The following is a 25,757-nucleotide window of genomic DNA, read 5'->3' on the forward strand; positions in this document are numbered from 1 at the left end:
TCGCCCCCCCAATAGCGCTGAATAATTATCTATTGGGGATTCCTGCCTTGAATTTCCATGCCAACACCATTAGTGGACAATAAGCAAACAGAACACCCCAAGAGCCTGCCAACCATCCTCTGCCTACTAATAAAGCCAAAGGAAGCAAGAACAAGACGTTTATGCTCACCACACCCAGTGTTACCAACACGTGGTGCTTAAACCGATCGGTTGCATGTTGATAGCAGTGACTGCGATGGGCTTCATATACTTTGTCTCCGCGTATAAGACGCTGTACTAAAGTCCATGTCGCATCAACAATGAATACACCAAGCAGAATAATCCAACTCCAAAACAGCTCGGGAGAACTCCCCGCGACCTGAATAGCCAAGACCCCGAGCACAACCCCCAAAAACCCACTCCCCGCATCCCCCATGAAAATCCGCGCCGGAGGAAAATTCCACCAAAGAAACCCTGCCACCGCCGCTGCCAGAATCAACGGCGTCCAGAACAGCTCAACGTATCCGCTAAACCAATAAACTAGACACATCCCTAGACAGACGCTGATCGCTTCAGCGCTGGCCAAACCATCGATGCCGTCCATGAAGTTATAAAGGTTGAGCATCCAGACCAGATACACCAACGCCACGATGTTGCCAAACCATCCCAAATCAACTACGACACCGAAAAACTCAATTGGAGAAAGACCGTTAAGCCAAAATAGCGCCCAGCCCGCAGCAATGAAATGCCCCAGCAACCGCCATCTGGCAGCAATATGCCCATGGTCATCGGCGAACCCGATAACCGCAACGAGAAGACCCGAGCCAAGCAAGCCATACAAGACCGCCGGGCTCAGCAGATCAAGCCCCGTAAGGACAGGAAGCGCCAGGAGAAAGGAGACAACAATGGCTGCCCCTCCCCCACGCGGCGTAGGGATCGAATGAGAGCTGCGCTCGTTGGGTATGTCCATCAAGCGCTTGGCCAAGGCGTAACGAAGCAACAAAAACGTCAAGGCCCAGGAACCAGCGAATACCGCGAGGAGCAACCACCAAACAGTCATTTCGTTTGCTTTTCCAGATAGTGGCCAGCGGTCTGACGCATGGCTTTGTCCATGTTGATAGGTGGTATCCACCCTAGTAACTCTCGGTTTTTGTTGATATCGACTTGCAGCGAGCCACATATGCGTTGAGCGACGGCCTGCTTGCCCACTGTCGAGGCTGCCAGCTTCAACAGCCACTCAGGTAGAGGCAAGAGTCGGGCAGGCTTGCCTAGCGCCTTGGATAGACGACGCAGCAGTTGAGTTGTAGATAAATCTTCGCCATCGCAAGCCAGAAAGGTCTGGTTGGCCGCCGCGGGATGATCAATACACGTGACAATAAGGCTCACCAGGTTTCCGATTGCAACCAGGCTTCGCTGATTTCGAATCGCACCCAATGGCAGTGGAATGCCCTTATTGAGCCACCTCAGCATGCTCAGAAAGTTGGCTTTTACACCGGGACCATAGACCAGTGGTGGACGAATGATCACCACTTCCATGCCAGTATCGCGCCCCAATTGCTTCAGCGCCTCTTCGGCTTCGTACTTGGATACACCATACGGATCCAGCGGATTCGGATGATCATCGGATTTGAACGGTTTACCTGGGAGGGTGCTTTCACCGTTTACCTTTATCGAGCTGATGAAGATAAAGCGCTTTACCCCTGACTCTGCGGCACGTTGTGCAAGCCTAAGGGTGCCTTCCACGTTGACCTTACGAAACTCGGCCAGGGCATCCACGGAGGTTTCATTCATGACATGCACTCGGGCAGCGGCATGAATGACTACCTGGACATCATCAAGCGCAGGCAAGACCTTGGCGTGGGTCAGATCGAAGGACACCACCGGGCACAACCCGTGTAACCGAGTAGCACCACGTGCCGCCGCGATCGGACAAAATCTCTTGTCCACCAACAGCCTGAACACCAACGCTTCCCCAACGAAACCGCTTGCCCCTGTCACCAATACCTTCGGGGCGGTCATTTGACTTTTTTCCCGATCAACGCCGCAGCCCAGCAAATACAAAAGAAAAACACTTTATCCCGCACACGCCGTCGGCAATGCCATGCACTGAAGGAGAGCTTCATGAGTTGTCGGCGGCGTAATTTCAGCCAGATCCGCACAAAAGGTTCATCACCCTGCCCCACTAGCCGTGCGATCAATTGCACTTGATTGAACCACCAACCATCATGGATCGTTTTGTAGCGAGCAATCAGCGGGCTCAAGCCTTTGTTGGCGCCCACCTGGTTATGCTCGTGCTGGCGATAGTCCATGGAGGGCACAGGGTCGATATACCAGCGGTAGCCATGGCTACGAGCGAAAGCGTAGCAATACCAGTCATGCAAGCTGACATCTTGTAGTGGCTGCCAGTTGGCGAGCACCGAAGCCTTTAGCGACTCCACGAGACTTTTGCTCATGACGTAGGTACAGCCAGGTCCAGCCGCTTCGAACAGAAAATCCCACGCAACCTGAGGCTGCGCCTTGTCCAGTAGATGAGTGCTACCGCCTGGCCAGAAAGCCATGACATTACTGGAGCAGGCATCTACGCGACGGGTTTGAATGGCTTGGGTCGCACGCTGGAGCTTGTCCGAGTGCCAAACATCATCCTGATCGGCAAAGGCAACGAAGTCGCAACCGTCGAGATCAACATCGCGGATCAACCTGAAGAAGTTGCGCGAAGCTCCGCCGAAGGTACCAGCGGGAGGAAGCATGATAACGCCAGGATGCTGAGCAGCATAAGCCGCGCACCAAGCTTCGGTACCGTCAGTAGAAGGATCAATACTGATGTAAACGGTTACGTCGACAGCTGACTGGCCGAGAATCGAGGCCAACTGCTCCTCGATCCATTGCATGCCATTGAAGGCAGCCAGCAAAACCGCAACCTTGGGATGTTTTACTGGCATGCCATTCCTGCTTGCACCGGTTAAACGCTACTGTTCGAAAGCATTCAGCTTTCGAGTCAGTGGGAAGGCGAGTCCAGCAACTTCTGCAGATACTGACCGTAGCCAGTCTTCTTCAGGGCGTCGGCTTGAGCACCCAACTGCTCGGCAGTGATCCAGCCGTTGTGGTAGGCAATCTCTTCCAGGCAAGCCACTTTCAGCCCTTGGCGCTGTTCGATGGTATGCACAAAGTGACTGGCTTCCAGTAGCGAATCATGGGTACCGGTATCCAGCCAGGCGAAGCCACGGCCAAGCATTTCAACGTTGAGGGCCTTCTGCTCAAGATAAGCAAGATTGACGTCGGTAATTTCCAGCTCGCCACGTTCGGACGGTTTGATGTTCTTGGCGATCTCGACAACCTGGTTGTCGTAGAAGTACAGACCGGTCACCGCGTAGTTGGATTTTGGCATCAGAGGCTTTTCTTCGATGCTCAGGGCACGGCCGGAGGCATCGAATTCAACCACACCAAAACGCTCAGGGTCGGAAACGTGGTAACCGAATACAGTCGCGCCGTGCTCTTGAGTACTGGCGGAACGCAGGTTGTCCGAGAAGTGCTGACCGTAAAAAATGTTGTCGCCCAGGATCAGGCAGCAAGGATCCTTGCCGATGAACTCTTCCCCGATGATAAACGCTTGAGCCAAGCCGTCCGGGCTAGGCTGTTCAGCGTAAGTCAGCTTGATGCCGTACAAGCTGCCGTCACCCAGCAACTTTCGAAAGCACGGCAAGTCTTCAGGAGTGGAGATAATCAGGATCTCACGCATACCTGCCAGCATCAGCACCGACAGCGGATAAAAGATCATTGGCTTGTCGTAGATCGGCAGCATCTGCTTGGACACGCCAAGAGTCAACGGATGCAGGCGTGTGCCCGAGCCACCAGCGAGGATGATGCCTTTACGATTTGTCGTGGTCATTTGTTCAGAACTTCCCTAAGCATTCGGGTTACACCACTTTGCCAATCCGGCAAGTGTAGAGAAAAATTGTCACGCAGCTTCTGAGTATTCAAACGCGAATTCAGAGGACGACGGGCAGGGGTTGGATACGCAGTTGTTTCGATCGGGCTAATGGCCTTGACGGCAAGTTGTTCACCATTAGCCTGGGCAAATTTAATCACATGGCTGGCATAACCATGCCAGGACACTTCGCCACTGGCTGCAAGGTGATACAAGCCAGCCAGCTCAGGACGTTGCAGGACTTGCTGAACGGCCAACGCAGTTACGTCGGCGATTAAGTCTGCACCCGTCGGGGCTCCGATCTGGTCGGCAATGACGCTCAGGTTTTCGCGATCCTTGGCCAGGCGCAACATCGTCTTGGCGAAATTGTTGCCACGAGCGCCATAGACCCAACTGGTGCGGAAGATCAAGTGCTTGCAACCCGATGTGATAATCGCTTGTTCACCAGCAAGTTTGCTGGCGCCATAGTGATTCACCGGTGCGACCGCATCAACCTCTTGCCAAGGTGTCGAACCCTGGCCGCTGAATACATAGTCGGTTGAGTAGTGAATCAACCAGGCACCCAGGGACGCGGCCTCTTCAGCCATGACCCCACTAGCCTGGCCGTTCACCCGATCAGCCAGCTCGGTTTCGGACTCGGCCTTATCGACGGCGGTATAGGCTGCCGCATTGACGATCACGTCAGGCTTGACCTGGCGGATAGCCGCACGCAATGCATCGAGGTCTGACAGGTCGCCGCACAAACCCTCGACCGCATGACGATCCAGAGCAATCAACTCACCCAGTGGGGCCAGGGAGCGTTGCAGCTCCCAGCCGACCTGGCCGTTTTTTCCCAACAGGAGGATTTTCATGCCTTGCTCGAACGGTCCGCGTAGTTCTGATCGATCCACTGCTGGTAGCTGCCACTCTTCACGTGAGCAACCCACTCAGTATTATTGAGGTACCACTCGACCGTCTTGCGGATACCCGTATCGAAAGTCTCTTCCGGGGTCCAGCCTAGCTCACGCTGGATTTTGCTGGCGTCGATTGCGTAACGCTGATCGTGGCCCGGACGATCTTGAACGTAAGTGATCAGACTGGCGTGAGGACGATGTGCGGAATCAGGACGTAGTTCATCAAGCAGTGCACAAAGGGTGTTTACCACTTCGATGTTTTGCTTTTCGTTATGGCCACCAATGTTGTACGTCTCGCCGATGACACCTTCAGTCACGACCTTGTACAGAGCACGAGCGTGGTCTTCGACGTAGAGCCAGTCACGCACCTGGTTGCCCTTGCCGTAGACCGGCAGCGGCTTGCCTTCCAGTGCATTGAGGATGATCAGCGGGATCAGCTTCTCGGGGAAGTGGCACGGGCCATAATTGTTCGAGCAGTTGGTGACCAGCGTCGGCAGGCCATAAGTACGGGCCCAAGCGCGAACCAGGTGATCGGAGCTGGCCTTGCTGGCCGAGTACGGCGAACTTGGCTGGTACGGGGTAGTTTCAGTGAAGAGGTCTTCCGGGCCTTCAAGGTCTCCGTAAACTTCATCAGTCGAAATATGGTGAAAGCGGAAGTTGGCTTTGCGTGCATCATCCAGTGCAGCCCAGTAGTGGCGTGCAGCTTCCAGCAAAGTGTAAGTACCAATGATATTGGTCTGGATAAATTCAGATGGACCAGAGATCGAACGGTCAACATGGGACTCTGCGGCCAGGTGCATGATGGCATCTGGTTGGAGCTCACGCAGGACACGGTCGATTTGATCACGGTCGCAGATGTCTACGCGCTCAAACACATAACGCGAGCTCTGGCTCACTTCGGCCAGCGACTCAAGGTTACCGGCATAAGTCAGCTTATCGACGTTAACGACAGAGTCGGCAGTATTGGAGATAATATGACGGATGACTGCCGAGCCGATGAACCCGGCGCCGCCGGTTACTAGAATTTTCACGCGAAACCATACCTTTGAGCTGCTGACAGAGCTGAAAACCGAGCGCTGTCTGATCCATGAATGCAAAAGCCGACGATTCAACCACGACTTCTGACAGTGTCAGTATGAACGGAACGGCAGATGCCGCTCTCCGGACGAGCGGAGCATTTTACAGCTTAATGAAGGTTTTACTAATGGATATAGACAAACTGTGTTGCAAATTCGATGCGCACTTACGTTTTCGAAATCAAACAAGGCGTTTGCGCGAAATCCTGGAGGCACGCTTCACAAACCAGCCCAGAATCGGCCCGACCAGCATGCCGATCAGCAGCGCGAGAACCGTGATCAGCGATACCGGCAATTGTGGTCCGGCCCAGCCAAGAAACAACAACGAAACCGACTGTTGATTTTCGAGGACAAAGGCCAACACCGCCAAAACCAGCAGCAGAACAAACACACCGAGGAGTACACGCTTAAGGTTGCGCATGCATTAAACCTTTAGTTATGGAGGTCAAAACCTTCCTCCTCTTCCTCATTCACCCGGTCGCGCAACTCTTTGCCCGGCTTGAAATGCGGAACAAACTTGCCATCGAGGCTGACGGACTGACCGGTTTTTGGATTGCGACCTACGCGCGGCGCGCGGTAGTGCAGGGAGAAGCTGCCAAAACCACGGATCTCGATACGATCCCCGGTGGCCAGGCATTGGGACATTTGCTCAAGCATGGTCTTGATGGCCAGCTCCACATCCTTGGATGAGAGCAGCCCTTGATGGGTGACAATTCGTTCGATCAACTCCGACTTCGTCATATTTTTCCCTTCTTTTTCAAGCAGCTAGATCAGCGCTTCAAAGGTTTTAGCATGCCCGGATGAATTTGAACAGCCCGAGTATTGACATATATTTACCAAGGATGTGATGACCATTTACGGAGCACCACAACACGACAAAGTCATTACGCCCTCACCGACAAATAACCAACATGGTGCGAGTCACAAGCCCGGCAGGATTGAAGCCGAACGGATACTCATCCTCGTCCTTGGCTTCATCAGACCTGGCGATAACCTTGTAACCGCCCCCCTTACACTCCCTGTCAGCCCGTTTGCGGCACTTTTCCCAACCAGAACCCAAACCGGAACAATCGACCTCGATGCCACTGACACCACGCACGACGTGAGTCTTGGCATTAGTGGTACAACCTGCCAGCGTCAATAACGCTACTGCGACAATGAGCCTGTTCATTCACTTCCTTATACCGGGCGCTCCGCCCTACCGTCACTCGTATCAAGCCTAAGCCTAGCTGCAAATAAACGATTGATCCTGTTAAATAAAGAGACAACAGGTGAAAGGGATTGGTTTCATAAGGGTCGTTTTGGGGACGTTAGCAAGATTACCAGGATTGCAGTTTTCGCCCCCCTCCAAGCGACTCCGGGGAAGTAGCCAAATCGCAGGCACAAAAAAGGGCGACCGAAGTCGCCCTTTTTCTATGGTCTGACAGAACTTAGTTCTGTTTTTCCATTTGTGCACGCAACAGGTCGCCCAGAGTGGTAGGACCAGCAGCAGGTTCCGAAGTCGCTGGCTTGTCGCGCAGGCTCTGGATTGCTTCTTTCTCTTCAGCATCGTCTTTCGACTTGATGGAGAGCTGGATTACGCGGCTCTTGCGGTCAACGCTGATGATCTTGGCTTCTACTTCCTGGCCTTCTTTCAGAACGTTGCGCGCGTCTTCAACGCGGTCACGGCTGATTTCGGAGGCTTTCAGAGTCGCTTCGATATCGTCGGCCAGAGTGATGATGGCGCCTTTAGCGTCAACTTCTTTCACGATGCCTTTAACGATTGCGCCTTTGTCGTTCTCTTGAACGTACTCGGAGAACGGATCGCTTTCCAGTTGCTTGATACCCAGGGAGATGCGCTCGCGCTCTGGGTCAACCGACAGGATAACGGTGTCCAGCTCGTCGCCCTTCTTGAAGCGGCGAACGGCTTCTTCGCCCACTTCGTTCCAGGAGATGTCGGACAGGTGAACCAGACCGTCGATGCCACCGTCCAGACCAATGAAGATACCGAAATCGGTGATCGACTTGATGGTGCCGGAGATTTTATCGCCCTTGTTGAACTGGCCAGAGAAATCTTCCCATGGGTTAGATTTGCACTGTTTGATGCCGAGGGAGATACGACGACGCTCTTCGTCGATGTCCAGAACCATAACTTCCACTTCGTCGCCGACTTGTACGACTTTCGAAGGGTGGATGTTCTTGTTGGTCCAGTCCATTTCGGAAACGTGTACCAGGCCTTCAACGCCTTCTTCCAGCTCAGCGAAGCAGCCGTAGTCGGTCAGGTTGGTTACACGAGCGGTAACGCGAGTGCTTTCTGGGTAACGGGCTTTGATAGCAACCCATGGATCTTCGCCCAGTTGCTTGAGGCCCAGGGAAACACGATTGCGTTCGCGATCGTACTTCAGAACCTTGACATCGATCTCGTCGCCAACGTTGACGATTTCGGAAGGATGCTTGATACGCTTCCAAGCCATGTCGGTAATGTGCAGCAGGCCATCGACGCCACCCAGATCGACGAATGCGCCGTAATCGGTGAGGTTCTTGACGATACCTTTGACTTGTTGGCCTTCCTGCAGGGATTCCAGCAGAGCTTCACGCTCGGCGGAGTTCTCGGCTTCGAGGACGCTACGACGGGAAACGACAACGTTGTTGCGTTTCTGGTCGAGCTTGATGACCTTGAATTCCAGCTCTTTGCCTTCCAGGTGCGTGGTGTCGCGCACTGGACGGACGTCAACCAGAGAACCTGGCAGGAACGCACGGATGCCGTTAACGTCGACAGTGAAGCCGCCTTTAACCTTACCGTTGATAACGCCCTTGACCACTTCTTCGGCTGCGAAGGCTGCTTCCAGAACAATCCAGCATTCAGCGCGCTTGGCTTTTTCACGGGACAGCTTGGTTTCACCAAAGCCGTCTTCAACCGAGTCCAGAGCAACGTGAACTTCGTCACCGACGTTGATAGTCAGTTCGCCAGCATCGTTGTAGAACTGCTCAAGCGGGATGAGTGCTTCAGACTTCAGGCCAGCGTGAACGGTTACCCAGCGAGCTTGGTAATCGATATCAACGATAACACCGGTGATGATGGAGCCTGCCTGAAGGTTCAGGGTTTTTAGGCTTTCTTCAAAGAGTTCCGCAAAGCTTTCGCTCATTTTAATTCCTGTTGAATAAGGGCGAAGGATACGCCCATCTCCACATCCCAGACGACGTGGGTTACGTTCATTAGAAGAAGCATCGCAAGACTATGACTGGTCCCCTGCGAAGCTTCTTGGTCACCCGACGATATCGCGAATGGCGATCTCGCTCATGATGCGTTCCAGCACCTGATCGATGGATAATTCCGTGGAATCCAGCAGTATGGCGTCAGCCGCCGGCTTGAGCGGGGCTACCGCTCGCTGGGTGTCACGCTCATCGCGGACACGTATCTCATCTAGCAGACTCGACAGACTAACACCATCGACTTTGCCCTTCAACTGCAAGTATCGACGGCGCGCACGCTCCTCGGCACTGGCAGTCAGGAATATCTTCAGCGGCGCATCCGGAAATACCACCGTGCCCATGTCGCGACCATCGGCTACCAGGCCCGGTGGTTCCTGGAACGCCCGCTGGCGCTGCAGCAGCGCATCGCGCACCGCCGGCAGTGCGGCGACCTGAGAGGCCCAGGCGCCGACTTGCTCATTACGCAGGTCGTCGGTGACATCGTCACCTTCGAGAATGATCCGTTGCGGATGACCTTCCGTCGCGCCGACAAACTGCACGTCCAGATGAGCGGCCAACAGCTTCAGCGATTCTTCATTGGTCAGGTCGACGCCATGGTTGCGTGCCGCAAATGCCAATAAACGATACAACGCACCGGAATCCAGCAGGCACCAGCCCAGGCGCTTGGCCAGAATCCCGGCAATAGTGCCCTTGCCCGAGCCGCTTGGCCCGTCGATGGTAATGACCGGTGGCTTGATAATCACGACTGAGCCTCTTGCGCTACACGGATACCGACCTGCGCGCACAGCGCGAGGAAGTTCGGGAACGAGGTCGCGACGTTGGCACAGTCGTGGATACGGATCGGTGCAGTGGCGCGCAGCGAGGCAACGCTGAATGCCATCGCAATCCGGTGATCGCCGTGACCATGCACTTCGCCGCCGCCGATCTGGCCGCCGTCGATGATAATGCCGTCCGGGGTCGGCTCGCACTTGACGCCCAGCGCCAGCAAGCCATCAGCCATGACCTGAATCCGGTCCGACTCTTTGACTCGCAGCTCTTCGGCGCCGCGCAACACCGTGCGCCCTTCGGCGCAGGCCGCGGCCACGAACAATACCGGGAACTCGTCGATGGCCAGCGGAACCAGCGCTTCGGGAATCTCGATACCTTTGAGTTTAGCCGCCCGCACGCGCAAGTCTGCAACAGGTTCACCACCCACTTCACGCTGGTTTTCCAGGGTGATGTCGGCGCCCATCAGGCGCAGGATGTCAATCACGCCAGTACGGGTCGGGTTGATGCCAACGTGCTCGAGCACCAACTCCGAACCTTCGGCGATCGACGCGGCCACCAGGAAGAACGCCGACGACGAGATGTCGCCCGGCACTTCAATGTGGGTCGCGGTCAGTTTGTGGCCGGACTCGACCGATGCGGTAGCGCCGTTGACGGCCACCGGGTAGCCGAAGCCACGCAGCATGCGTTCTGTGTGGTCGCGGGTCGGCGCAGGCTCGGTGACGGTGGTCTTGCCTTCGGCATACAGACCCGCCAGCAGCAGGCAGGATTTAACCTGGGCACTGGCCATCGGCATGGTATAGCTCAGGCCTTTGAGCTTGTTGCCGCCACGAATGACCATCGGAGGACGACCTTCTGCGGCGGTCTCGATCACGGCGCCCATTTCACGCAGTGGATTAGCCACGCGATTCATCGGACGCTTGGACAGCGAGGCATCACCGGTCAGGGTGCTGTCGAAGCTTTGCGCAGCCAACAGGCCGGACAGCAAGCGCATCGACGTACCGGAGTTGCCCAGATAGATCGGACCCGGCGCAGGTTTCAAGCCATGCAGGCCGACGCCGTGAATGGTCACGCGACCGTGGTGCGGACCTTCGATCACAACACCCATGTCGCGGAAGGCTTGCAAGGTCGCCAGGGCATCTTCGCCCTCAAGGAAACCTTCCACTTCGGTGGTGCCTTCGGCCAGGGAGCCAAGCATGATCGAACGGTGGGAAATCGATTTGTCGCCCGGTACACGAATCCGCCCAGTCAGGCGGCCACCAGGTTGTGCCAGGAAAATCAGGTCGTTGGAGTTCATAGCGTCCACATAAGCCCGGCGGGCCAGGATTTTACTGAAATGTTCGCGGGCAACCCGGGCGCGAGTGAATACGCCCAACAATTGGTGCCCATCCCCTGCATCGACCGCGTCGCGCAAGGCGTCGAGGTCGCTGCGAAATGTATCGAGTGTGCGCAGGACAGCTTCGCGGTTGGCGAGGAAGATGTCGTGCCACATGACCGGGTCGCTACCGGCGATTCTTGTGAAATCGCGGAAACCGCCCGCAGCGTAACGGAAGATATCAAGATTTTCATTGCGCTTGGCCAATGAGTCGACCAAACCGAATGCCAGCAAGTGTGGCAAATGGCTGGTTGCCGCCAACACTTCGTCGTGGCGCTCGACCTGCATGTGCTCGACGTCGGCGCCCAATTCGCGCCACAAACGGTCGACCACCGCCAGGGCTGCCGGATCGGTCTGATCCAGCGGCGTCAAAATCACTTTATGGCGGCGGAACAGCTCGGCATTGGAGGCTTCCACCCCGCTCTGCTCGGAACCGGCAATCGGATGCCCCGGCACAAAACGTGCCGGCATACCGCCGAACGCTTCAGTCGCCGCACGCACCACGTTGCCTTTGGCACTGCCAACGTCAGTCAGGATCGCTTGCCCCAGATCCATGCCAGCCAGTTGGCCGAGCATTTTTTCCATAGCGAGGATCGGCACGGCCAACTGAATCACGTCCGCGCCCTGACAAGCAGCTGCCAAGTCTTCCTCACAGCGATCCACCACGCCCAACTCAACCGCCAGCTTGCGCGACTGCGGATCGAGATCGACCCCGACCACTTCGCGGCACAGGCCACTTTCACGCAAGCCCTTGGCAAACGAACCGCCGATCAACCCCAGACCGACCACCACCAGGCGACCGATCATAGGTTCAGCAGATTGCAGAGCAGTGACATCAACCACGAGCCAGGACCTTGGTCAGCGCCTCAAGGAAGCGGCTGTTTTCAGCCGGCAGACCGATGGTGATGCGCAAGTGGTTCGGCATGCCGTAATTGGCTACCGGACGCACGATCACACCTTCACGCAGCAAGCCCTGGAAGACTGGCGCAGCGACCTGCCCCAGATCGACACAGATGAAGTTGCCTTTCGAAGGAATCCAGCTCAGCCCCAGCGCACGGAAACCCGCTTGCAGTTGCAGCATGCCGGCTTCGTTCAAGCGACGGCTTTCAGCCAGATAGTCAGTATCCTGCAGGGCAGCACAAGCAGCGGCCAGGGCCAGGCTGTTGACGTTGAACGGCTGGCGCACCCGGTTCAACACATCGGCGACCACGGCGCCAGACAAGCCATAACCCACTCGCAGCGCCGCCAGGCCATAGGCCTTGGAGAACGTACGCGAGACCAGCAGGTTCGGGTACGCCGCCAGGAAGTCCAGACCATCCGGCAAGTCGCTGCCTTCGGCGTATTCGATGTAGGCCTCGTCCAGCACCACCAGCACATGGGCCGGCACGTCCTGCAGGAATTCGTCCAGCGCTTCGGCACCAAACCAGGTCCCGGTCGGGTTATTCGGGTTGGCGATAAACACCACACGCGTATCAGCATCGATCGCGGCCAGCATGGCGGGCAAATCATGCCCCCAGTCCTTGGCAGGGATAACGCGCGCATCGGCACCCACCGCCTGGGTCACGATCGGGTAAACCGCAAACGCGTGCTCGCTGAACACGGCGTTCAGGCCCGGCGCCAGATAGGCACGACCGACCAACTCAAGAATGTCGTTGGAGCCGTTACCCAGCGTCACTTGATTGAGCTCGACGCGGCACTGCTCGGCCAGCAAGGTCTTGAGCGCAAAACCATTTCCATCCGGGTAACGGGTCAGCTCAGCCAATTCTTCGCGAATGGCTGCCAACGCCTTTGGACTCGCGCCCAACGGGTTTTCGTTGCTCGCCAGTTTGACGATTTTGGCCGGATCAATGTCCAGCTCGCGTGCCAGTTCGTCCACGGGCTTTCCCGGAACGTAAGGCGAAAGTTGTTGCACGCCCGGCTGTGCCAGAGCGAGGAAGTCGCCACTCATTTGCTACCGCCCTTAGAGAACTGCTTTCGGGTAGGAACCCAGCACTTTGAGTGCTACTGCTTCCTGACTGATCTTTTCCAACACACCTTTGACCAGCGGGTCGCGGTGGTGGCCGACGAAGTCGATGAAAAACACGTAGGTCCATTTACCGCTGCGCGACGGACGGGTCTCGATCCGTGTCAAATCGATGCCGTTGTCATGGAACGGCACCAGCAACTCGTGCAGTGCGCCAGGTTTGTTGCTCATGGAGACGATGATCGAGGTCTTGTCGTCGCCGGTCGGCGGCACTTCCTGGCTGCCGATCATCAGGAATCGCGTGGAGTTGTCCGGGCGATCCTCAATTTTCTCGGCCAGACGGGTCAGCCCGTACAAGCCTGCGGCCATGTCGCCGGCAATCGCCGCCGAATTCCACTCACCTTTGACCCGCTTGGCTGCTTCGGCATTGCTGGAGACTGCCACGCGCTCGACATTCGGGTAATGGGCGTCCAGCCACTTGCGGCACTGGGCCAGGGACTGGGCGTGGGAGTAGATGCGACTGATGCTGTCAGTCTTGGTGTTTTCACCGACCAACAGGTGATGGTGAATCCGCAGTTCGACTTCGCCGCAGATCACCATGTCGTGCTCAAGGAAGCTGTCGAGGGTGTGGTTGACCGCACCTTCGGTGGAGTTTTCCACCGGGACGACGCCAAAGTTCACCGCACCGGCCGCCACTTCGCGGAACACTTCGTCGATCGCCGCCATTGGCTTGCTGATCACAGCGTGGCCGAAGTGCTTCATGGCCGCCGCCTGGGTGAAGGTGCCTTCAGGACCGAGGTAAGCCACTTTCAGCGGCTGCTCGAGAGCCAGGCACGAGGACATGATTTCGCGGAACAGCCGCGCCATCTCTTCGTTACCCAGCGGCCCCTGGTTACGCTCCATCACGCGCTTGAGCACCTGAGCTTCACGCTCGGGACGATAGAACACCGGCACTTCGCCTTCGGCCAGCGAGGCCATCTTTACTCGCGCAACTTCCTGGGCGCAGCGTGCACGTTCGCTGATCAGCTCCAGGACTTTAGTGTCCAGGGCATCAATGCGAACGCGCAGTGCCTTGAGTTCTTGCTCAGACATTAGCCGTGTTCCTTCTCGAACTCTGCCATGTACGAAATCAGTGCGTTGACCGCAACGATGTCGACGGCGTTATAGATGGAGGCGCGCATGCCGCCCACGGAACGGTGCCCCTTGAGGTTCAGCAGGCCGCGCTCGTCGGCACCGGCCAGGAATGGCTTGTCCAGGCGATCGTCAGCCAGGCGGAACGGTACGTTCATCCACGAGCGGTCCGGCAGGTTGATCGGGTTGCTGTACAAGCCGCTGGCGTCGATAAAGTCGTACAGCGTGCGCTGTTTTACTTCATTGAGCTTGCCGATGGCCTCAACACCACCCTGCTCTTTCAGCCACTCGAATACCAGCCCCGACAAGTACCAGGCCAGGGTCGGCGGCGTGTTGTACATCGAGCCGTTATCCGCTGCGACCTTGTAGTCGAGCATGGTCGGGCACAGGGAGCGGGCGTGACCCAGCAGGTCTTCGCGAACGATGTTCACGACAATGCCGCTCGGGCCGATGTTTTTCTGGGCGCCGGCGTAGATCATGCCGAAGCGCGACACATCGACCGGACGCGAGAGGATGTCGGAAGACATGTCAGCGACCAGCGGCACATCACCGGTTTGCGGGATCCACTGGAATTCCAGGCCGCCAATGGTTTCGTTCGGCGCGTAGTGAACGTAGGCCGCATCTTTCGACAGCTTCCATTCGTTCTGACCGGGAATTGCGAAATAGTCGTAAGGCTTGGCGGTAGCGGCGACGTTGACGTGGCCGTAACGCGAGGCCTCTTCGATGGCTTTCTGCGACCAGATACCGGTGTCGATATAGTCGGCCGAGCCGCCTTCAGGCAACAGGTTCAGAGGGATCTGAGCGAATTGCTGGCTGGCGCCGCCTTGCAGAAACAGCACTTTATAGTTCGAGGGGATATTCAGCAGATCACGCAGATCCTGCTCGGCCTTGGTGGCGATGGACACGAACTCATCACTGCGATGGCTCATTTCCATGACCGACAAGCCCTTGCCGTGCCAATCAAGGAGTTCACCCTGGGCGCGCTTCAGGACAGCTTCAGGAAGTGCCGCAGGACCGGCACAGAAGTTATAGGCTCTCTTGCTCACATCCAATCTCGCTCTGATTTGGTGGTATCACGCAATAAATCTGAAAATTCGAAACTCTGAAATCCCGAAATCCCGTAGGAGCTGTCGAGTGAAACGAGGCTGCGATCTTTTCCTGGATCCTACAAAGCAAGATCAAAAGATCGCAGCCTCGTTTCACTCGACAGCTCCTACGGGTCCTACATTCCATATTCAAACAGGAGAAACAAGAAGGGGCGAATCTTCATCCGCCCCCCTGTTTGTCCACTTATTCCTGCGGTTCTTCGTCGGCGGCGGCGTCAAGTTGCTGGTCTTCGACAGCGTCGTCGATCACGACCTCACCGTCGAACACTGCACCCTCTTCACCTGCTTCACCTTCAAGCTCTTCGCCCTCGACTTCCGACGGCTCCTGAACCCGCTCCAGACCGACCAGCGTTTCATCGCTGGCGAGTTTGATCAGGGTCACGCCCTGGGTGTTACGCCCCAGGCTGGAGACTTCGTCGACACGCGTACGAACCAAGGTGCCCTGGTCGGAAATCAGCATGATTTCCTCGCCGTCGAGCACCTGAACGGCACCGACCAGACGGCCGTTACGCTCGTTGCTGACCATGGCGATAACGCCCTGACCGCCACGTTTGTACTCAGGGAACTCGGTGATCGCTGTACGCTTGCCGAAACCACGGGCCGAAGCAGTGAGGATCTGGCTGCCTTCTTCCGGGATCAGCATGGAAATCAGCTTCTGGCCTTCCGGCAGACGCATACCACGGACACCGCGAGCGGTACGACCCATGGCGCGAACGTCGGTTTCCTTGAAGCGAGTCACCTTGCCACCGTCGGAGAACAGCATGACTTCGCGATCGCCATCGGTAATGGAGGCGGAAATCAGCACGTCGCCTTCGTCCAGCTCCAGCGCGATCAGACCAACGCTGCGCTGACGGCTGAAGGATTCCAGCGGGGTCTTCTTCACGGTGCCGTTAGCGGTGGCCATGAAGATGAAGTGACCTTCGGTGTACTCATCGACCGGCAGCATGGTGGTGATGTATTCACCATCGCCCAGCGGCAGCAGGTTGACCAACGGACGACCACGGGCAGCGCGGGACGCTTCCGGAATTTCGTAGGTTTTCAGCCAGTACACTTTGCCTTTGCTGGAGAACAGCAGCAGCGTGGTGTGGCTGTTGGCGACCAGCAGGTGAGCGATGTAGTCCTCATCCTTGACGCCGGTGGCCGACTTGCCTTTACCGCCACGACGTTGAGCCTGGTACGCAGCCAATGGCTGGGTCTTGGCGTAGCCACCGTGGGAGATGGTCACGACGCGCTCTTCTTCCGGGATCATGTCACCCAAGGTCAGGTCGAGACGGGCATCGAGAATTTCGGTGCGGCGCACGTCGCCGTATTCGGCGCGGATCACTTCCAGCTCTTCGCGGATCACTTCCATCAGGCGCGTGGCGCTGCTGAGGATGCGGATCAGCTCGCCGATCTGGTTGAGAATCTCTTGATACTCGGCCAGCAGCTTCTCGTGCTCCAGACCGGTCAGACGGTGCAGACGCAGCTCCAGAATGGCTTGCGCCTGTTCTGGCGAGAGGAAGTACTTGCCTTCGCGCAGGCCGTATTGCTCGTCCAGGGTCTCCGGACGGCAGGAATCGGCACCGGCACGCTCAACCATTGCGACGACGGCGGAAGATTCCCATGCGGTCTTGATCAGCGCTTCCTTGGCTTCCGACGGCGTCGGCGAAGCCTTGATCAGGGCGATGACCGGGTCGATGTTCGACAGGGCAACCGCTTGACCTTCCAGAATGTGACCCCGTTCGCGAGCTTTACGCAGCTCGAACACGGTACGGCGGGTAACGACTTCGCGACGGTGACGAACGAAGGCTTCCAGCAGGTCCTTGAGGTTCAGGATCCGCGGACGGCCGTCGATCAACGCGACGATGTTGATACCGAATACGGCTTGCAACTGGGTCTGGGCGTAGAGATTGTTGAGGATGACCTCAGGCACTTCGCCGCGACGCAGCTCGATCACGACGCGCATACCGTCCTTGTCGGACTCGTCGCGCAGTTCGGTGATGCCTTCCAGCTTCTTCTCTTTTACCAGCTCGGCGATCTTCTCGATCAGGCGGGCCTTGTTCAACTGGTAAGGGAGTTCGGTGATGACGATCTGCTGGCGACCACCGACCTTGTCGATGTCTTCGATCATCGAGCGGGCGCGCATGTAAATACGGCCGCGACCGGTGCGGTAGGCTTCGATGATGCCGGCGCGACCGTTGATGATCGCCGCGGTCGGGAAGTCCGGACCCGGGATGTATTGCATCAACTCATCGATGGTCAACTCGGGGTTGTCGATGAGGGCCAGGCAACCGTCGATGACTTCACCGAGGTTGTGCGGCGGGATGTTGGTCGCCATGCCCACGGCGATACCGCTGGAGCCGTTGACCAGCAGGTTGGGAATACGGGTCGGCATGACCGCCGGGATCATTTCGGTGCCGTCGTAGTTCGGCACCCAGTCCACGGTTTCCTTGTGCAGGTCAGCCAGCAGCTCGTGCGCCAGCTTGGTCATACGCACTTCGGTGTATCGCATGGCCGCGGCATTGTCGCCGTCCACCGAACCGAAGTTGCCTTGACCGTCTACCAGCAGGTAGCGCAGGGAGAATGGCTGCGCCATCCGAACGATGGTGTCGTACACCGCGGTATCACCGTGAGGGTGATACTTACCGATCACGTCACCGACAACACGGGCAGATTTCTTGTACGGCTTGTTGAAGTCGTTGCCCAGCTCGCTCATCGCGAACAGCACACGCCGGTGCACGGGCTTCAAGCCATCGCGCGCATCCGGCAGGGCCCGCCCGACAATTACGCTCATCGCGTAGTCGAGGTAGGACTGCTTCAGCTCGTCTTCGATATTGACCGGGAGGATTTCTTTGGCCAGTTCGCCCATGAGAAGCTCGATTCCTTTTTCTGGTGAAACTTCGTCACATCCATATGGGACGAACGAAGCTCGCCGCTGCAGGCTGAGTGCCATGCACCGACTTACGACAAATCAACAATTTATGCCATGGATTTGCGCAGTAAAGACAACCCCGCGGGAGTGCCTCGGAAAACGCCGGATGTTATCACAAGAGCCGCCACGCACCTATCCCCCAGATGCGCATGGAGCATAGTTAGTTGACCGATGACAGGCTTAACGGGGACGAGAGAGGCTTAGAGCCAGGATCAGCTGGCAATGGCTGGCGTTTTATTAACCATCCAGAACCGATATTCGATTGGTAACACCGGCCCGTAGGAGCTGCCGAAGGCTCGGGCCGCGTTCGGACGATCTTTTCGGGCGCGCCACCGACTAACGTCGAGAAGATCAAAAGATCGTCCGAACGCGGCCCGAGCCTGCGGCAGCTCCTACGCCGATCACGTCATCCTTAATGCAGACGCTTGCGGCACATCAACTGCGCCATTTTCGCGGTATCCGGGCGCTCGACGATGCCCTTTTCGGTGACGATCACATCGATCAGGTCCGCCGGCGTCACATCGAACACCGGGTTGAAGGCATCGACATCCGCCCCGATCCGCTTGCCGCCGACGTCCAGCAACTCGCTGCCGTCGCGCTCCTCGATAGGAATGTCGTCGCCGCTGGCCAGGTTCATGTCGATGGTCGAACTCGGCGCCACCACCATGAACCGTACGCCGTGGTGCATGGCGCTTACCGCCAGTTGATAGGTACCGATCTTGTTGGCCACGTCGCCATTGGCAGTGATCCGGTCGGCGCCGACGATGACCCAGGTAATGCCCTTGGTCTTCATGATGTGCGCGGCAGCAGAGTCAGCATTGAGGGTTACCGGAATGCCTTCATTGGCCAATTCCCACGCGGTCAACCGCGAACCTTGCAGCCAGGGACGGGTTTCGTCGGCGTAGACGCGCTCGACCATGCCCTCGATAAACGCGCCGCGAATGACGCCCAGTGCCGTGCCGAAACCGCCAGTGGCCAACGCGCCAGTGTTGCAGTGGGTCAGGATCGCCTGGGCGTTGCCCTGGTGCTTGCGGATCAGGTCGACCCCCAACTGCGCCATGGTCAGGTTGGCTTCGCGATCACTTTCGTGAATGGCGATGGCCTCCGCCTCCAGCGCCGCCAGAGGGTCTGCATCTCCCTTGAGACGATCCAGACGGTCACGCATGCGACTCAAGGCCCAGAACAGATTCACCGCCGTTGGACGGGAATCGGCCAGCACCGCGTAATCCTCCTCCCACGCTGCCTGCCAGTCACCGCCCTCGGCAATTCGGGTGCGGGCTGACAACACCATGGCATACGCGGCACTGATGCCGATCGCCGGGGCACCGCGCACCACCATCGAGCGAATGGCCTCGGCCACGCCAGCGGCGCTGGTGTAGGCGATCCAGGTTTCCTCGAACGGTAAAATCCGCTGATCCAGCAGGTACAGGGCGCCATCACGCCAATCGATGGCCTTCACCTTCTCCGCAGCCAACAGTCGATCGCGCATCCTATACCCCGCACTCATGAACAAAAGCCGCCGATTATAGCGATCCCCCCGCGAAGACGCTCGGGTATACTTCGCCATCCTTTACAAAAGCACTGGAACCGACCCTCGATGCCGAAACCTGCCGTTGCGCTCGACTTATTATTGCTGCCGACCTGGCTGGTACCCGTCGAACCCGCTGGCGTGGTCCTCAAAGAGCACGGCCTGGGCATCCGCGACGGTCGCATCGTGTTTATCGGCCCGCGCGCCGAAGCACTCAAGTGTAACGCTACCGAAATTCGTGAGCTGCCGGATGTTTTGCTCAGCCCCGGCCTGATCAACGCCCACGGCCACGCGGCGATGACGCTGTTCCGCGGCCTGGCCGATGATTTGCCGTTGATGACCTGGCTGGAAAACCACATTTGGCCGGCCGAGGCCAAGTGGGTCGATGAAGCGTTTGTGCGCGATGGCACGGACCTGGCGATCGCAGAGCAGCTAAAAGGTGGCATCACCTGCTTCTCTGACATGTATTTTTTCCCGAAGGTTGCCAGCGAGCGCGTGCATAACAGCGGTATTCGGGCGCAAATCGCGATTCCGATCCTCGATTTCCCGATTCCAGGTGCTGCCACGGCGGATGAAGCCATTCGTCAGGGCGTCGAACTGTTCGGCGATCTCAAGCACCACGAGCGGATCAAAATAACCTTCGGGCCCCACGCCCCCTACACCGTGGGCGACGAAAACCTGGAGAAAATCCGGGTGATCGCCGAGGAACTGGACGCGGCGATCCACATGCACGTCCATGAAACCGCCTTCGAAGTGCAGCAATCGATCGAGCAGCGCGGCGAACGCCCGCTGGCCCGTCTCGGTCGCCTGGGCTTGCTCGGTCCGCGCTTCCAGGCTGTTCACATGACCCAGATCAGCGATGAAGACCTGGCCTTGCTGGTAGAAAGCAATACCAATGTGATTCATTGCCCGGAATCGAACCTGAAACTGGCCAGCGGCTTCTGCCCGGTGGAACGCCTGTGGCAGGCCGGGGTTAACGTCGCCGTCGGCACCGATGGCGCGGCCAGCAACAATGACCTGGATCTGCTCGGCGAAACCCGTACCGCCGCGTTGCTGGCCAAGGCCGTCGCCGGCTCGGCCACGGCGCTGGACGCGCACCGCGCCTTGCGCATGGCCACACTCAACGGTGCCCGCGCGCTGGGCATCGAGGCTGAAGTCGGCTCGCTGGAAGTCGGCAAAGCCGCCGACATCGTCGCTTTCGACCTGTCCGGCCTGGCACAGCAACCGGTCTACGACCCGGTTTCGCAACTTATCTACGCCACCGGCCGCGACTGCGTGAAACACCTTTGGGTCGCCGGCAAGCAACTGCTCGACGACCGGCGCCTGACGCGTCTGGATGAGGAACAACTGTGCGCCACGGCCAAGGCCTGGGGCCAACGCATCAGCGGCCACACCGAATCGTAAGCACCCCGGCTCAAACCCGGGCAACAGGATTTTTCAAGTTTTAGAGGACTTAAACCATGAGCAACGTCGACTACGCCGAAATCGCCAAATTCGAAGCCCTGGCCCATCGCTGGTGGGACCGTGAAAGCGAGTTCAAACCGCTGCACGACATCAACCCACTGCGGGTTAACTGGATTGACGAACGGGTCAACCTGGCCGGCAAGAAAGTCCTCGACGTCGGTTGCGGCGGCGGCATTCTCAGCGAAGCCATGGCTCAACGCGGTGCTACCGTCATGGGCATCGACATGGGCGAAGCACCGCTTGCGGTCGCGCAACTGCATCAGTTGGAATCCGGCGTGACGGTCGAATACCGGCAGATCACCGCCGAAGCCCTGGCCGAGGAAATGCCCGAGCAATTCGACGTGGTCACTTGCCTGGAAATGCTTGAACACGTACCGGACCCTTCCTCCGTGATCCGTGCCTGCTTTCGCATGGTCAAGCCTGGCGGCCAGGTGTTCTTCTCCACCATCAACCGCAACCCGAAGGCGTACCTGTTCGCCATCATCGGCGCCGAATACATCATGAAGCTGCTGCCGCGCGGCACCCATGACTTCAAGAAATTCATCCGCCCTTCCGAACTCGGAGCCTGGAGCCGCATGGCCGGCCTAACCGTCAAAGACATCATCGGCCTGACGTACAACCCGCTGACCAAGCACTACAAACTGGCGGCCGACGTGGACGTCAACTACATGATCCAGACCTTGCGCGAGGAGTAAGCCGATGCGAATCAGAGCAGTCCTCTTCGACATGGACGGCACTCTGCTCGACACCGCGCCGGACTTCATTGCCATCTGCCAGGCGATGCGCGCCGATCGCGGCTTGCCGCCGATGAATGACAAGCACATCCGCGACGAGATTTCCGGCGGCGCCAGGGCGATGGTCGCGGTGACGTTTTCCATGGACCCGGAATCACCGGGGTTCGAGCAATTGCGTCTGGAGTTTCTGGAGCGCTACCTCAAGGATTGCGCAGTTCACAGCAAACTCTTTGACGGCATGGGCGAACTGCTGGCCGACATCGAGAAGGCCAACCTGATCTGGGGCGTGGTCACCAACAAGCCGCTGCGCTTTGCCGAACCGATCATGCAGCAGTTGGGGCTGGCCGAGCGCTCTGCGCTGCTGATATGCCCGGATCACGTAAAGAACAGCAAGCCCGACCCGGAGCCGTTGATCCTCGCGTGCAAGATGCTCAGCCTGGACCCGGCCAGCGTGTTGTTTGTCGGTGATGATTTGCGCGATATCGAGTCCGGTCGCGATGCCGGCACCAAGACTGCCGCGGTGACGTATGGCTATATCCATCCGGACGATAACCCGCGGCATTGGGGGGCGGATGTGGTGGTGGATCACCCGCTGGAGTTGCGCAAGGTTCTGGATAGCGCGCTCTGCAGCTGCTGATCCGCTTTTCGTAGGAGCAAGGCTTGCCTGCGATGGCGGTTTTGATGACGCCATCGCGGGCAAGCCATGCTCCTACAGGGTTCGCTTTCTGATTTGTTGAGGTTTTTTATGTTTGATTATTCCGCCCGCCCTGAATTGCTCAAGGACCGGGTCATCCTGGTCACCGGTGCTGGCCGAGGTATCGGTGCTGCTGCCGCGAAAACCTATGCCGCCCATGGTGCCACCGTGCTGCTGCTGGGCAAGACCGAAGCCAACCTGACTCAGGTCTACGACGAAATCGAAGCGGCCGGTCACCCACAGCCAGCTGTGATCCCGTTCAATCTGGAAACCGCCCTGCCCCATCAATACGATGAGCTCGCAGCGATGATCGAGACCGAGTTCGGCCTCCTTGATGGCCTGCTGCACAACGCCTCGATCATTGGTCCGCGCACGCCGATCGAGCAGTTGTCCGGCGAAAACTTCATGCGGGTCATGCACGTCAACGTCAACGCCATGTTCATGCTCACCAGCACCTTGTTGCCGCTGCTCAAGTTGTCTGCGGACGCCTCGGTGGTGTTCACCTCCAGCAGCGTCGGACGCAAGGGTCGGGCGTATTGGGGCGCTTATGGCGTGTCCAAGTTTGCTACCGAAGGCTTGATGCAAACCCTGGCCGACGAGGTCGACACCGTGGCACCGGTACGCTCCAACAGCATCAACCCCGGCGCGACCCGCACCAGCATGCGCGCCCAGGCGTATCCCGGTGAAAACCCGCAGAACAACCCAACGCCTGAGGAGATCATGCCGGTCTACCTTTACCTGATGGGCCCGGACAGCACCGGCATCAACGGTCAGGCATTCAACGCCCAGTAACGGCCGTGCGTCGCTTTTGTGCTGCGGCATTTTATTGCCGCGGCATGCTTCAACCGCTGTAACTCCTGCCCTTTCAAGTCAAACAAATGCCGCCGAACCGCGCGGCACTTTCTCAAAAGCGTTCTAACCAAATGATTTAGAACTGCTTTTATCCGAATGAACCGAATGGCACGACTTTCGCTCTAATTTTGTTCAGACACGCAGTGTGAAAGCAGTTGGCAGCGGCGCCTGAGTCGTAGGTTACTAATCTTCGACAAAGCGGACTAGACTCGTACCAAATGTCCTACGGGACTGATGGACCAGTATGACGCGCAGCCCAAAGCCGCTCTCACCCAGCCTGTAAGACAGCCTTACTGCTTAGGGGCTCACGCCATATGAAATCACCTTCCCAGACCAACGCAATTGACTTCGATAGCGCCAAATTGCAACGCCTGGGCTTTGGTCAGCAGCCTCCTCTTCTGGAACGGCCGGTCAGTCTTGCGCAATTGCGTCAGCAACTGAGCCTGAAGCTGCAAACCAGTCTTGAGCCGCAACGCATTCTGGGGCTCTTTTTTCGTGAAATTCAGCGTCTGGTACCGCTCGATGCCCTGAGCTATCAGCACCAGGCCAGTGACTTGCGGCTGGAGTTTGGTCTTCGCGGTCATCATTCGGTCAGCTACAACCTGAGCCATGAAGGTGAACATCTGGGTGAACTGGTGTTCCGCCGCAATCAGCGTTTCAGCGAGCAGGAACTGGGCAACCTGGAGTCGCTGCTGTCTGCGCTGCTCTATCCGATGCGTAACGCCCTGCTCTACCGCGCAGCAACCCAAAGTGCCTTGCGTGACCCGCTCACCGATACCGGCAACCGTGTCGCCATGGACCAGACCCTGCAGCGGGAAATCGACATGTCGCGGCGGCATTTGCAGCCCTTGTCGTTGCTGATGCTCGATATCGACCACTTCAAACGCGTCAATGACAGCCATGGGCACAGCGCCGGTGATGAAGTGCTCAAAGCGGTTGCCGCCTCGATCAAGGGCCAATTGCGCAACGTGGACATGGTGTTTCGGTTTGGCGGCGAGGAATTTTTGATTCTGCTGTCCAACACCACTCGGGAAGCGGCGGCCATGGTCGGCGAGCGTCTGCGGTTTGCCGCCCAGGCTCAGGATTATCACGCCGATGGCCAGTTGATCGCGCTGACCGTTAGCCTGGGTTGTTCGACCCTGCTGCCCGGCGAGTCCGCCGAGAGCCTGTTGCGCCGAGCCGACAGTGCGCTATACGTGGCCAAGCGCGAGGGGCGCAATCGCCTGGCAATGGCGGGCTGAGCCCGTGAAGGCTCATGTAGGAGCTGGCGAAGCCTGCGATCTTTTGGCGACCTTGAGACCGCAGAGGATCAAGATCAAAAGATCGCAGCCTGCGGCAGCTCCTACAAGGTTTGATGACCTTTAGCTTTCAGCCAGTGCCATCCGCCCACGAACTACCGGCGCCCGTTCCGCGAGCTCCTGCTGCATACAGCGCTCCAGAAACAGGAACATGTAGTCGTAGCTCTTGCACACGGCCTGGCGCAATTCCGTTTGCAGTGATTTGCTCGGGCTCATGCCCGCCAGGGTGCAGATGATTTCCAGCGCTTCCCACGGGTGGGCATCGTCGTACTGGGCGTGCATCTTCAGCCACTTCATGGCCCGCTTGCGATCTTCCTCCGGGAAGGCTGCCGCGTACACGCCACTGGAACAGACCAGCGCCGACCACTCCCCGGTCGCGCCCTCAATGGCGTAGTTAGTAGCGGCGATGGCCACGATCAGCGAATCCGCTGAACTGGTGTGCCAGCACCAGTGACTCAACGCATGAAGCTCAGGGGCAACCTGTTGCGCTTGCAGATCTTCCAGGCTGACACCATGAGCCCGGCTCCAGTGCACCCAGTAATCGGCGTGGTTCAGTTCGACGCGAATGTTACGCATCAACCAGCGACGCGCCATGTCTTCACCAGGATGGCGGGCAAAGCGGGTTTTAGTCAGGTTTTGTGCCATATACAAAGCGAACTGCTCGACTACCGGCCAGCCACCTATCAGGTACTGACGCATCGTCTTGGCGCTGAGTTTGTTATCTCGCATGCGCTGATACAGTTCGTGCTCGACAACCCGTCGCTTACTCTCGCTGCAATCCTGGATCAGTTGCTGAGCCCAGGCGGGATAACTTGCGGCTTCCATGAGTGGTCCGGTTCGGTTGAATGTGTCGATCACTGTTCGGCTCCTT

At 57.9% G+C, this 25,757-nt stretch carries 23 protein-coding genes; 5 read left to right on the forward strand and 18 right to left on the reverse strand.

The features are described 5' to 3' along the window. Positions 1 to 25 precede the first annotated feature (25 nt). The 17 genes from JFV26_RS08315 to mtnA all read right to left on the reverse strand — a co-directional run bounded on the left by JFV26_RS08315 (position 26) and on the right by mtnA (position 19,805). On the reverse strand, positions 26 to 1,039 hold the full coding sequence (locus JFV26_RS08315) for an MraY family glycosyltransferase (protein WP_201191702.1): 1,014 nt from the start codon (positions 1,037 to 1,039) through the stop codon (positions 26 to 28). Further along, positions 1,036 to 1,998 (reverse strand): UDP-glucose 4-epimerase family protein, encoded by a 963-nt coding sequence (locus JFV26_RS08320; protein WP_201191380.1) that lies wholly within the window; start codon positions 1,996 to 1,998, stop codon positions 1,036 to 1,038. Before JFV26_RS08320 ends, JFV26_RS08315 begins: the two co-directional genes overlap by 4 nt. Further along, entirely contained in the window at positions 1,995 to 2,918 is a 924-nt protein-coding gene (locus JFV26_RS08325; RefSeq protein ID WP_201191382.1) for a glycosyltransferase, read from the reverse strand. Before JFV26_RS08325 ends, JFV26_RS08320 begins: the two co-directional genes overlap by 4 nt. Positions 2,919 to 2,974: 56 nt before the next feature. Further along, a complete protein-coding gene (gene rfbA / locus JFV26_RS08330) occupies positions 2,975 to 3,865 on the reverse strand; it encodes a glucose-1-phosphate thymidylyltransferase RfbA (RefSeq protein WP_201191384.1) in 891 nt (296 codons plus the stop codon). Then, positions 3,862 to 4,755 carry a dTDP-4-dehydrorhamnose reductase gene (gene rfbD / locus JFV26_RS08335; protein ID WP_201191386.1) on the reverse strand — a complete coding sequence of 298 codons (894 nt, stop codon included), beginning with the start codon at positions 4,753 to 4,755 and terminating at the stop codon, positions 3,862 to 3,864. The genes rfbA and rfbD overlap by 4 nt, the downstream gene beginning before the upstream one ends. After that, complete coding sequence (rfbB, locus tag JFV26_RS08340; RefSeq protein ID WP_201191388.1) at positions 4,752 to 5,828, reverse strand: dTDP-glucose 4,6-dehydratase; 1,077 nt, start codon at positions 5,826 to 5,828, stop codon at positions 4,752 to 4,754. The genes rfbD and rfbB overlap by 4 nt, the downstream gene beginning before the upstream one ends. A gap of 226 nt (positions 5,829 to 6,054) precedes the next feature. Further along, positions 6,055 to 6,294, reverse strand: a complete 240-nt coding sequence (locus tag JFV26_RS08345) for a LapA family protein (protein WP_201191390.1) — start codon at positions 6,292 to 6,294, stop codon at positions 6,055 to 6,057. 11 nt (positions 6,295 to 6,305) lie between these two features. Beyond that, positions 6,306 to 6,614 (reverse strand): integration host factor subunit beta, encoded by a 309-nt coding sequence (gene ihfB, locus JFV26_RS08350; protein ID WP_054051920.1) that lies wholly within the window; start codon positions 6,612 to 6,614, stop codon positions 6,306 to 6,308. A 151-nt stretch (positions 6,615 to 6,765) separates the two neighbouring features. Continuing rightward, positions 6,766 to 7,044: a hypothetical protein gene (locus tag JFV26_RS08355; RefSeq protein WP_201191392.1), complete on the reverse strand. Its 279-nt coding sequence runs from the start codon at positions 7,042 to 7,044 to the stop codon at positions 6,766 to 6,768. Between the two features lie 259 nt (positions 7,045 to 7,303). Next, the gene (rpsA, locus tag JFV26_RS08360) at positions 7,304 to 8,998 is read right to left on the reverse strand and encodes a 30S ribosomal protein S1 (protein WP_123406822.1); all 1,695 of its coding nucleotides are present in this window, start codon (positions 8,996 to 8,998) and stop codon (positions 7,304 to 7,306) included. Between the two features lie 120 nt (positions 8,999 to 9,118). Further along, positions 9,119 to 9,808: a (d)CMP kinase gene (gene cmk, locus JFV26_RS08365; RefSeq protein WP_201191394.1), complete on the reverse strand. Its 690-nt coding sequence runs from the start codon at positions 9,806 to 9,808 to the stop codon at positions 9,119 to 9,121. Continuing rightward, the gene (locus tag JFV26_RS08370) at positions 9,805 to 12,012 is read right to left on the reverse strand and encodes a bifunctional prephenate dehydrogenase/3-phosphoshikimate 1-carboxyvinyltransferase (protein ID WP_242487769.1); all 2,208 of its coding nucleotides are present in this window, start codon (positions 12,010 to 12,012) and stop codon (positions 9,805 to 9,807) included. The genes cmk and JFV26_RS08370 overlap by 4 nt, the downstream gene beginning before the upstream one ends. Positions 12,013 to 12,040: 28 nt before the next feature. Then, positions 12,041 to 13,153: a histidinol-phosphate transaminase gene (hisC, locus tag JFV26_RS08375; RefSeq protein ID WP_201191398.1), complete on the reverse strand. Its 1,113-nt coding sequence runs from the start codon at positions 13,151 to 13,153 to the stop codon at positions 12,041 to 12,043. A gap of 12 nt (positions 13,154 to 13,165) precedes the next feature. Then, positions 13,166 to 14,260, reverse strand: coding sequence for a prephenate dehydratase (pheA, locus tag JFV26_RS08380; protein WP_029298704.1), 1,095 nt, complete (start codon positions 14,258 to 14,260; stop codon positions 13,166 to 13,168). Then, positions 14,260 to 15,345: a 3-phosphoserine/phosphohydroxythreonine transaminase gene (serC, locus tag JFV26_RS08385; protein ID WP_201191400.1), complete on the reverse strand. Its 1,086-nt coding sequence runs from the start codon at positions 15,343 to 15,345 to the stop codon at positions 14,260 to 14,262. The genes pheA and serC overlap by 1 nt, the downstream gene beginning before the upstream one ends. Before the next feature lie 244 nt (positions 15,346 to 15,589). Further along, positions 15,590 to 18,253 (reverse strand): DNA gyrase subunit A, encoded by a 2,664-nt coding sequence (gene gyrA / locus JFV26_RS08390; RefSeq protein WP_201191402.1) that lies wholly within the window; start codon positions 18,251 to 18,253, stop codon positions 15,590 to 15,592. Positions 18,254 to 18,728: 475 nt separating this feature from the next. Beyond that, positions 18,729 to 19,805 carry an S-methyl-5-thioribose-1-phosphate isomerase gene (gene mtnA / locus JFV26_RS08395; protein ID WP_201191404.1) on the reverse strand — a complete coding sequence of 359 codons (1,077 nt, stop codon included), beginning with the start codon at positions 19,803 to 19,805 and terminating at the stop codon, positions 18,729 to 18,731. Between the two features lie 108 nt (positions 19,806 to 19,913). Here mtnA and JFV26_RS08400 point away from each other — a divergent pair, with 108 nt between their 5' ends. From JFV26_RS08400 to JFV26_RS08420, 5 genes are all read left to right on the forward strand, one after another. Next, on the forward strand, positions 19,914 to 21,248 hold the full coding sequence (locus JFV26_RS08400; protein ID WP_201191406.1) for a TRZ/ATZ family hydrolase: 1,335 nt from the start codon (positions 19,914 to 19,916) through the stop codon (positions 21,246 to 21,248). 56 nt (positions 21,249 to 21,304) lie between these two features. Then, entirely contained in the window at positions 21,305 to 22,003 is a 699-nt protein-coding gene (gene ubiG / locus JFV26_RS08405) for a bifunctional 2-polyprenyl-6-hydroxyphenol methylase/3-demethylubiquinol 3-O-methyltransferase UbiG (RefSeq protein WP_201191408.1), read from the forward strand. A gap of 4 nt (positions 22,004 to 22,007) precedes the next feature. Continuing rightward, a complete protein-coding gene (gene mupP, locus JFV26_RS08410; protein ID WP_201191410.1) occupies positions 22,008 to 22,679 on the forward strand; it encodes an N-acetylmuramic acid 6-phosphate phosphatase MupP in 672 nt (223 codons plus the stop codon). A 108-nt stretch (positions 22,680 to 22,787) separates the two neighbouring features. Next, positions 22,788 to 23,528 (forward strand): YciK family oxidoreductase, encoded by a 741-nt coding sequence (locus JFV26_RS08415; RefSeq protein ID WP_201191412.1) that lies wholly within the window; start codon positions 22,788 to 22,790, stop codon positions 23,526 to 23,528. Positions 23,529 to 23,902: 374 nt separating this feature from the next. After that, entirely contained in the window at positions 23,903 to 24,829 is a 927-nt protein-coding gene (locus tag JFV26_RS08420) for a GGDEF domain-containing protein (protein WP_201191414.1), read from the forward strand. A gap of 120 nt (positions 24,830 to 24,949) precedes the next feature. On the opposite strand, the gene JFV26_RS08425 is transcribed toward JFV26_RS08420, so the two are convergent. After that, on the reverse strand, positions 24,950 to 25,711 hold the full coding sequence (locus JFV26_RS08425) for a TenA family transcriptional regulator (RefSeq protein ID WP_207203888.1): 762 nt from the start codon (positions 25,709 to 25,711) through the stop codon (positions 24,950 to 24,952). Positions 25,712 to 25,757: the final 46 nt, after the last annotated feature.

Origin of the sequence: Pseudomonas sp. TH31, assembly GCF_016650815.1 — a bacterium.
Classification (GTDB): Bacteria; Pseudomonadota; Gammaproteobacteria; order Pseudomonadales; family Pseudomonadaceae; genus Aquipseudomonas.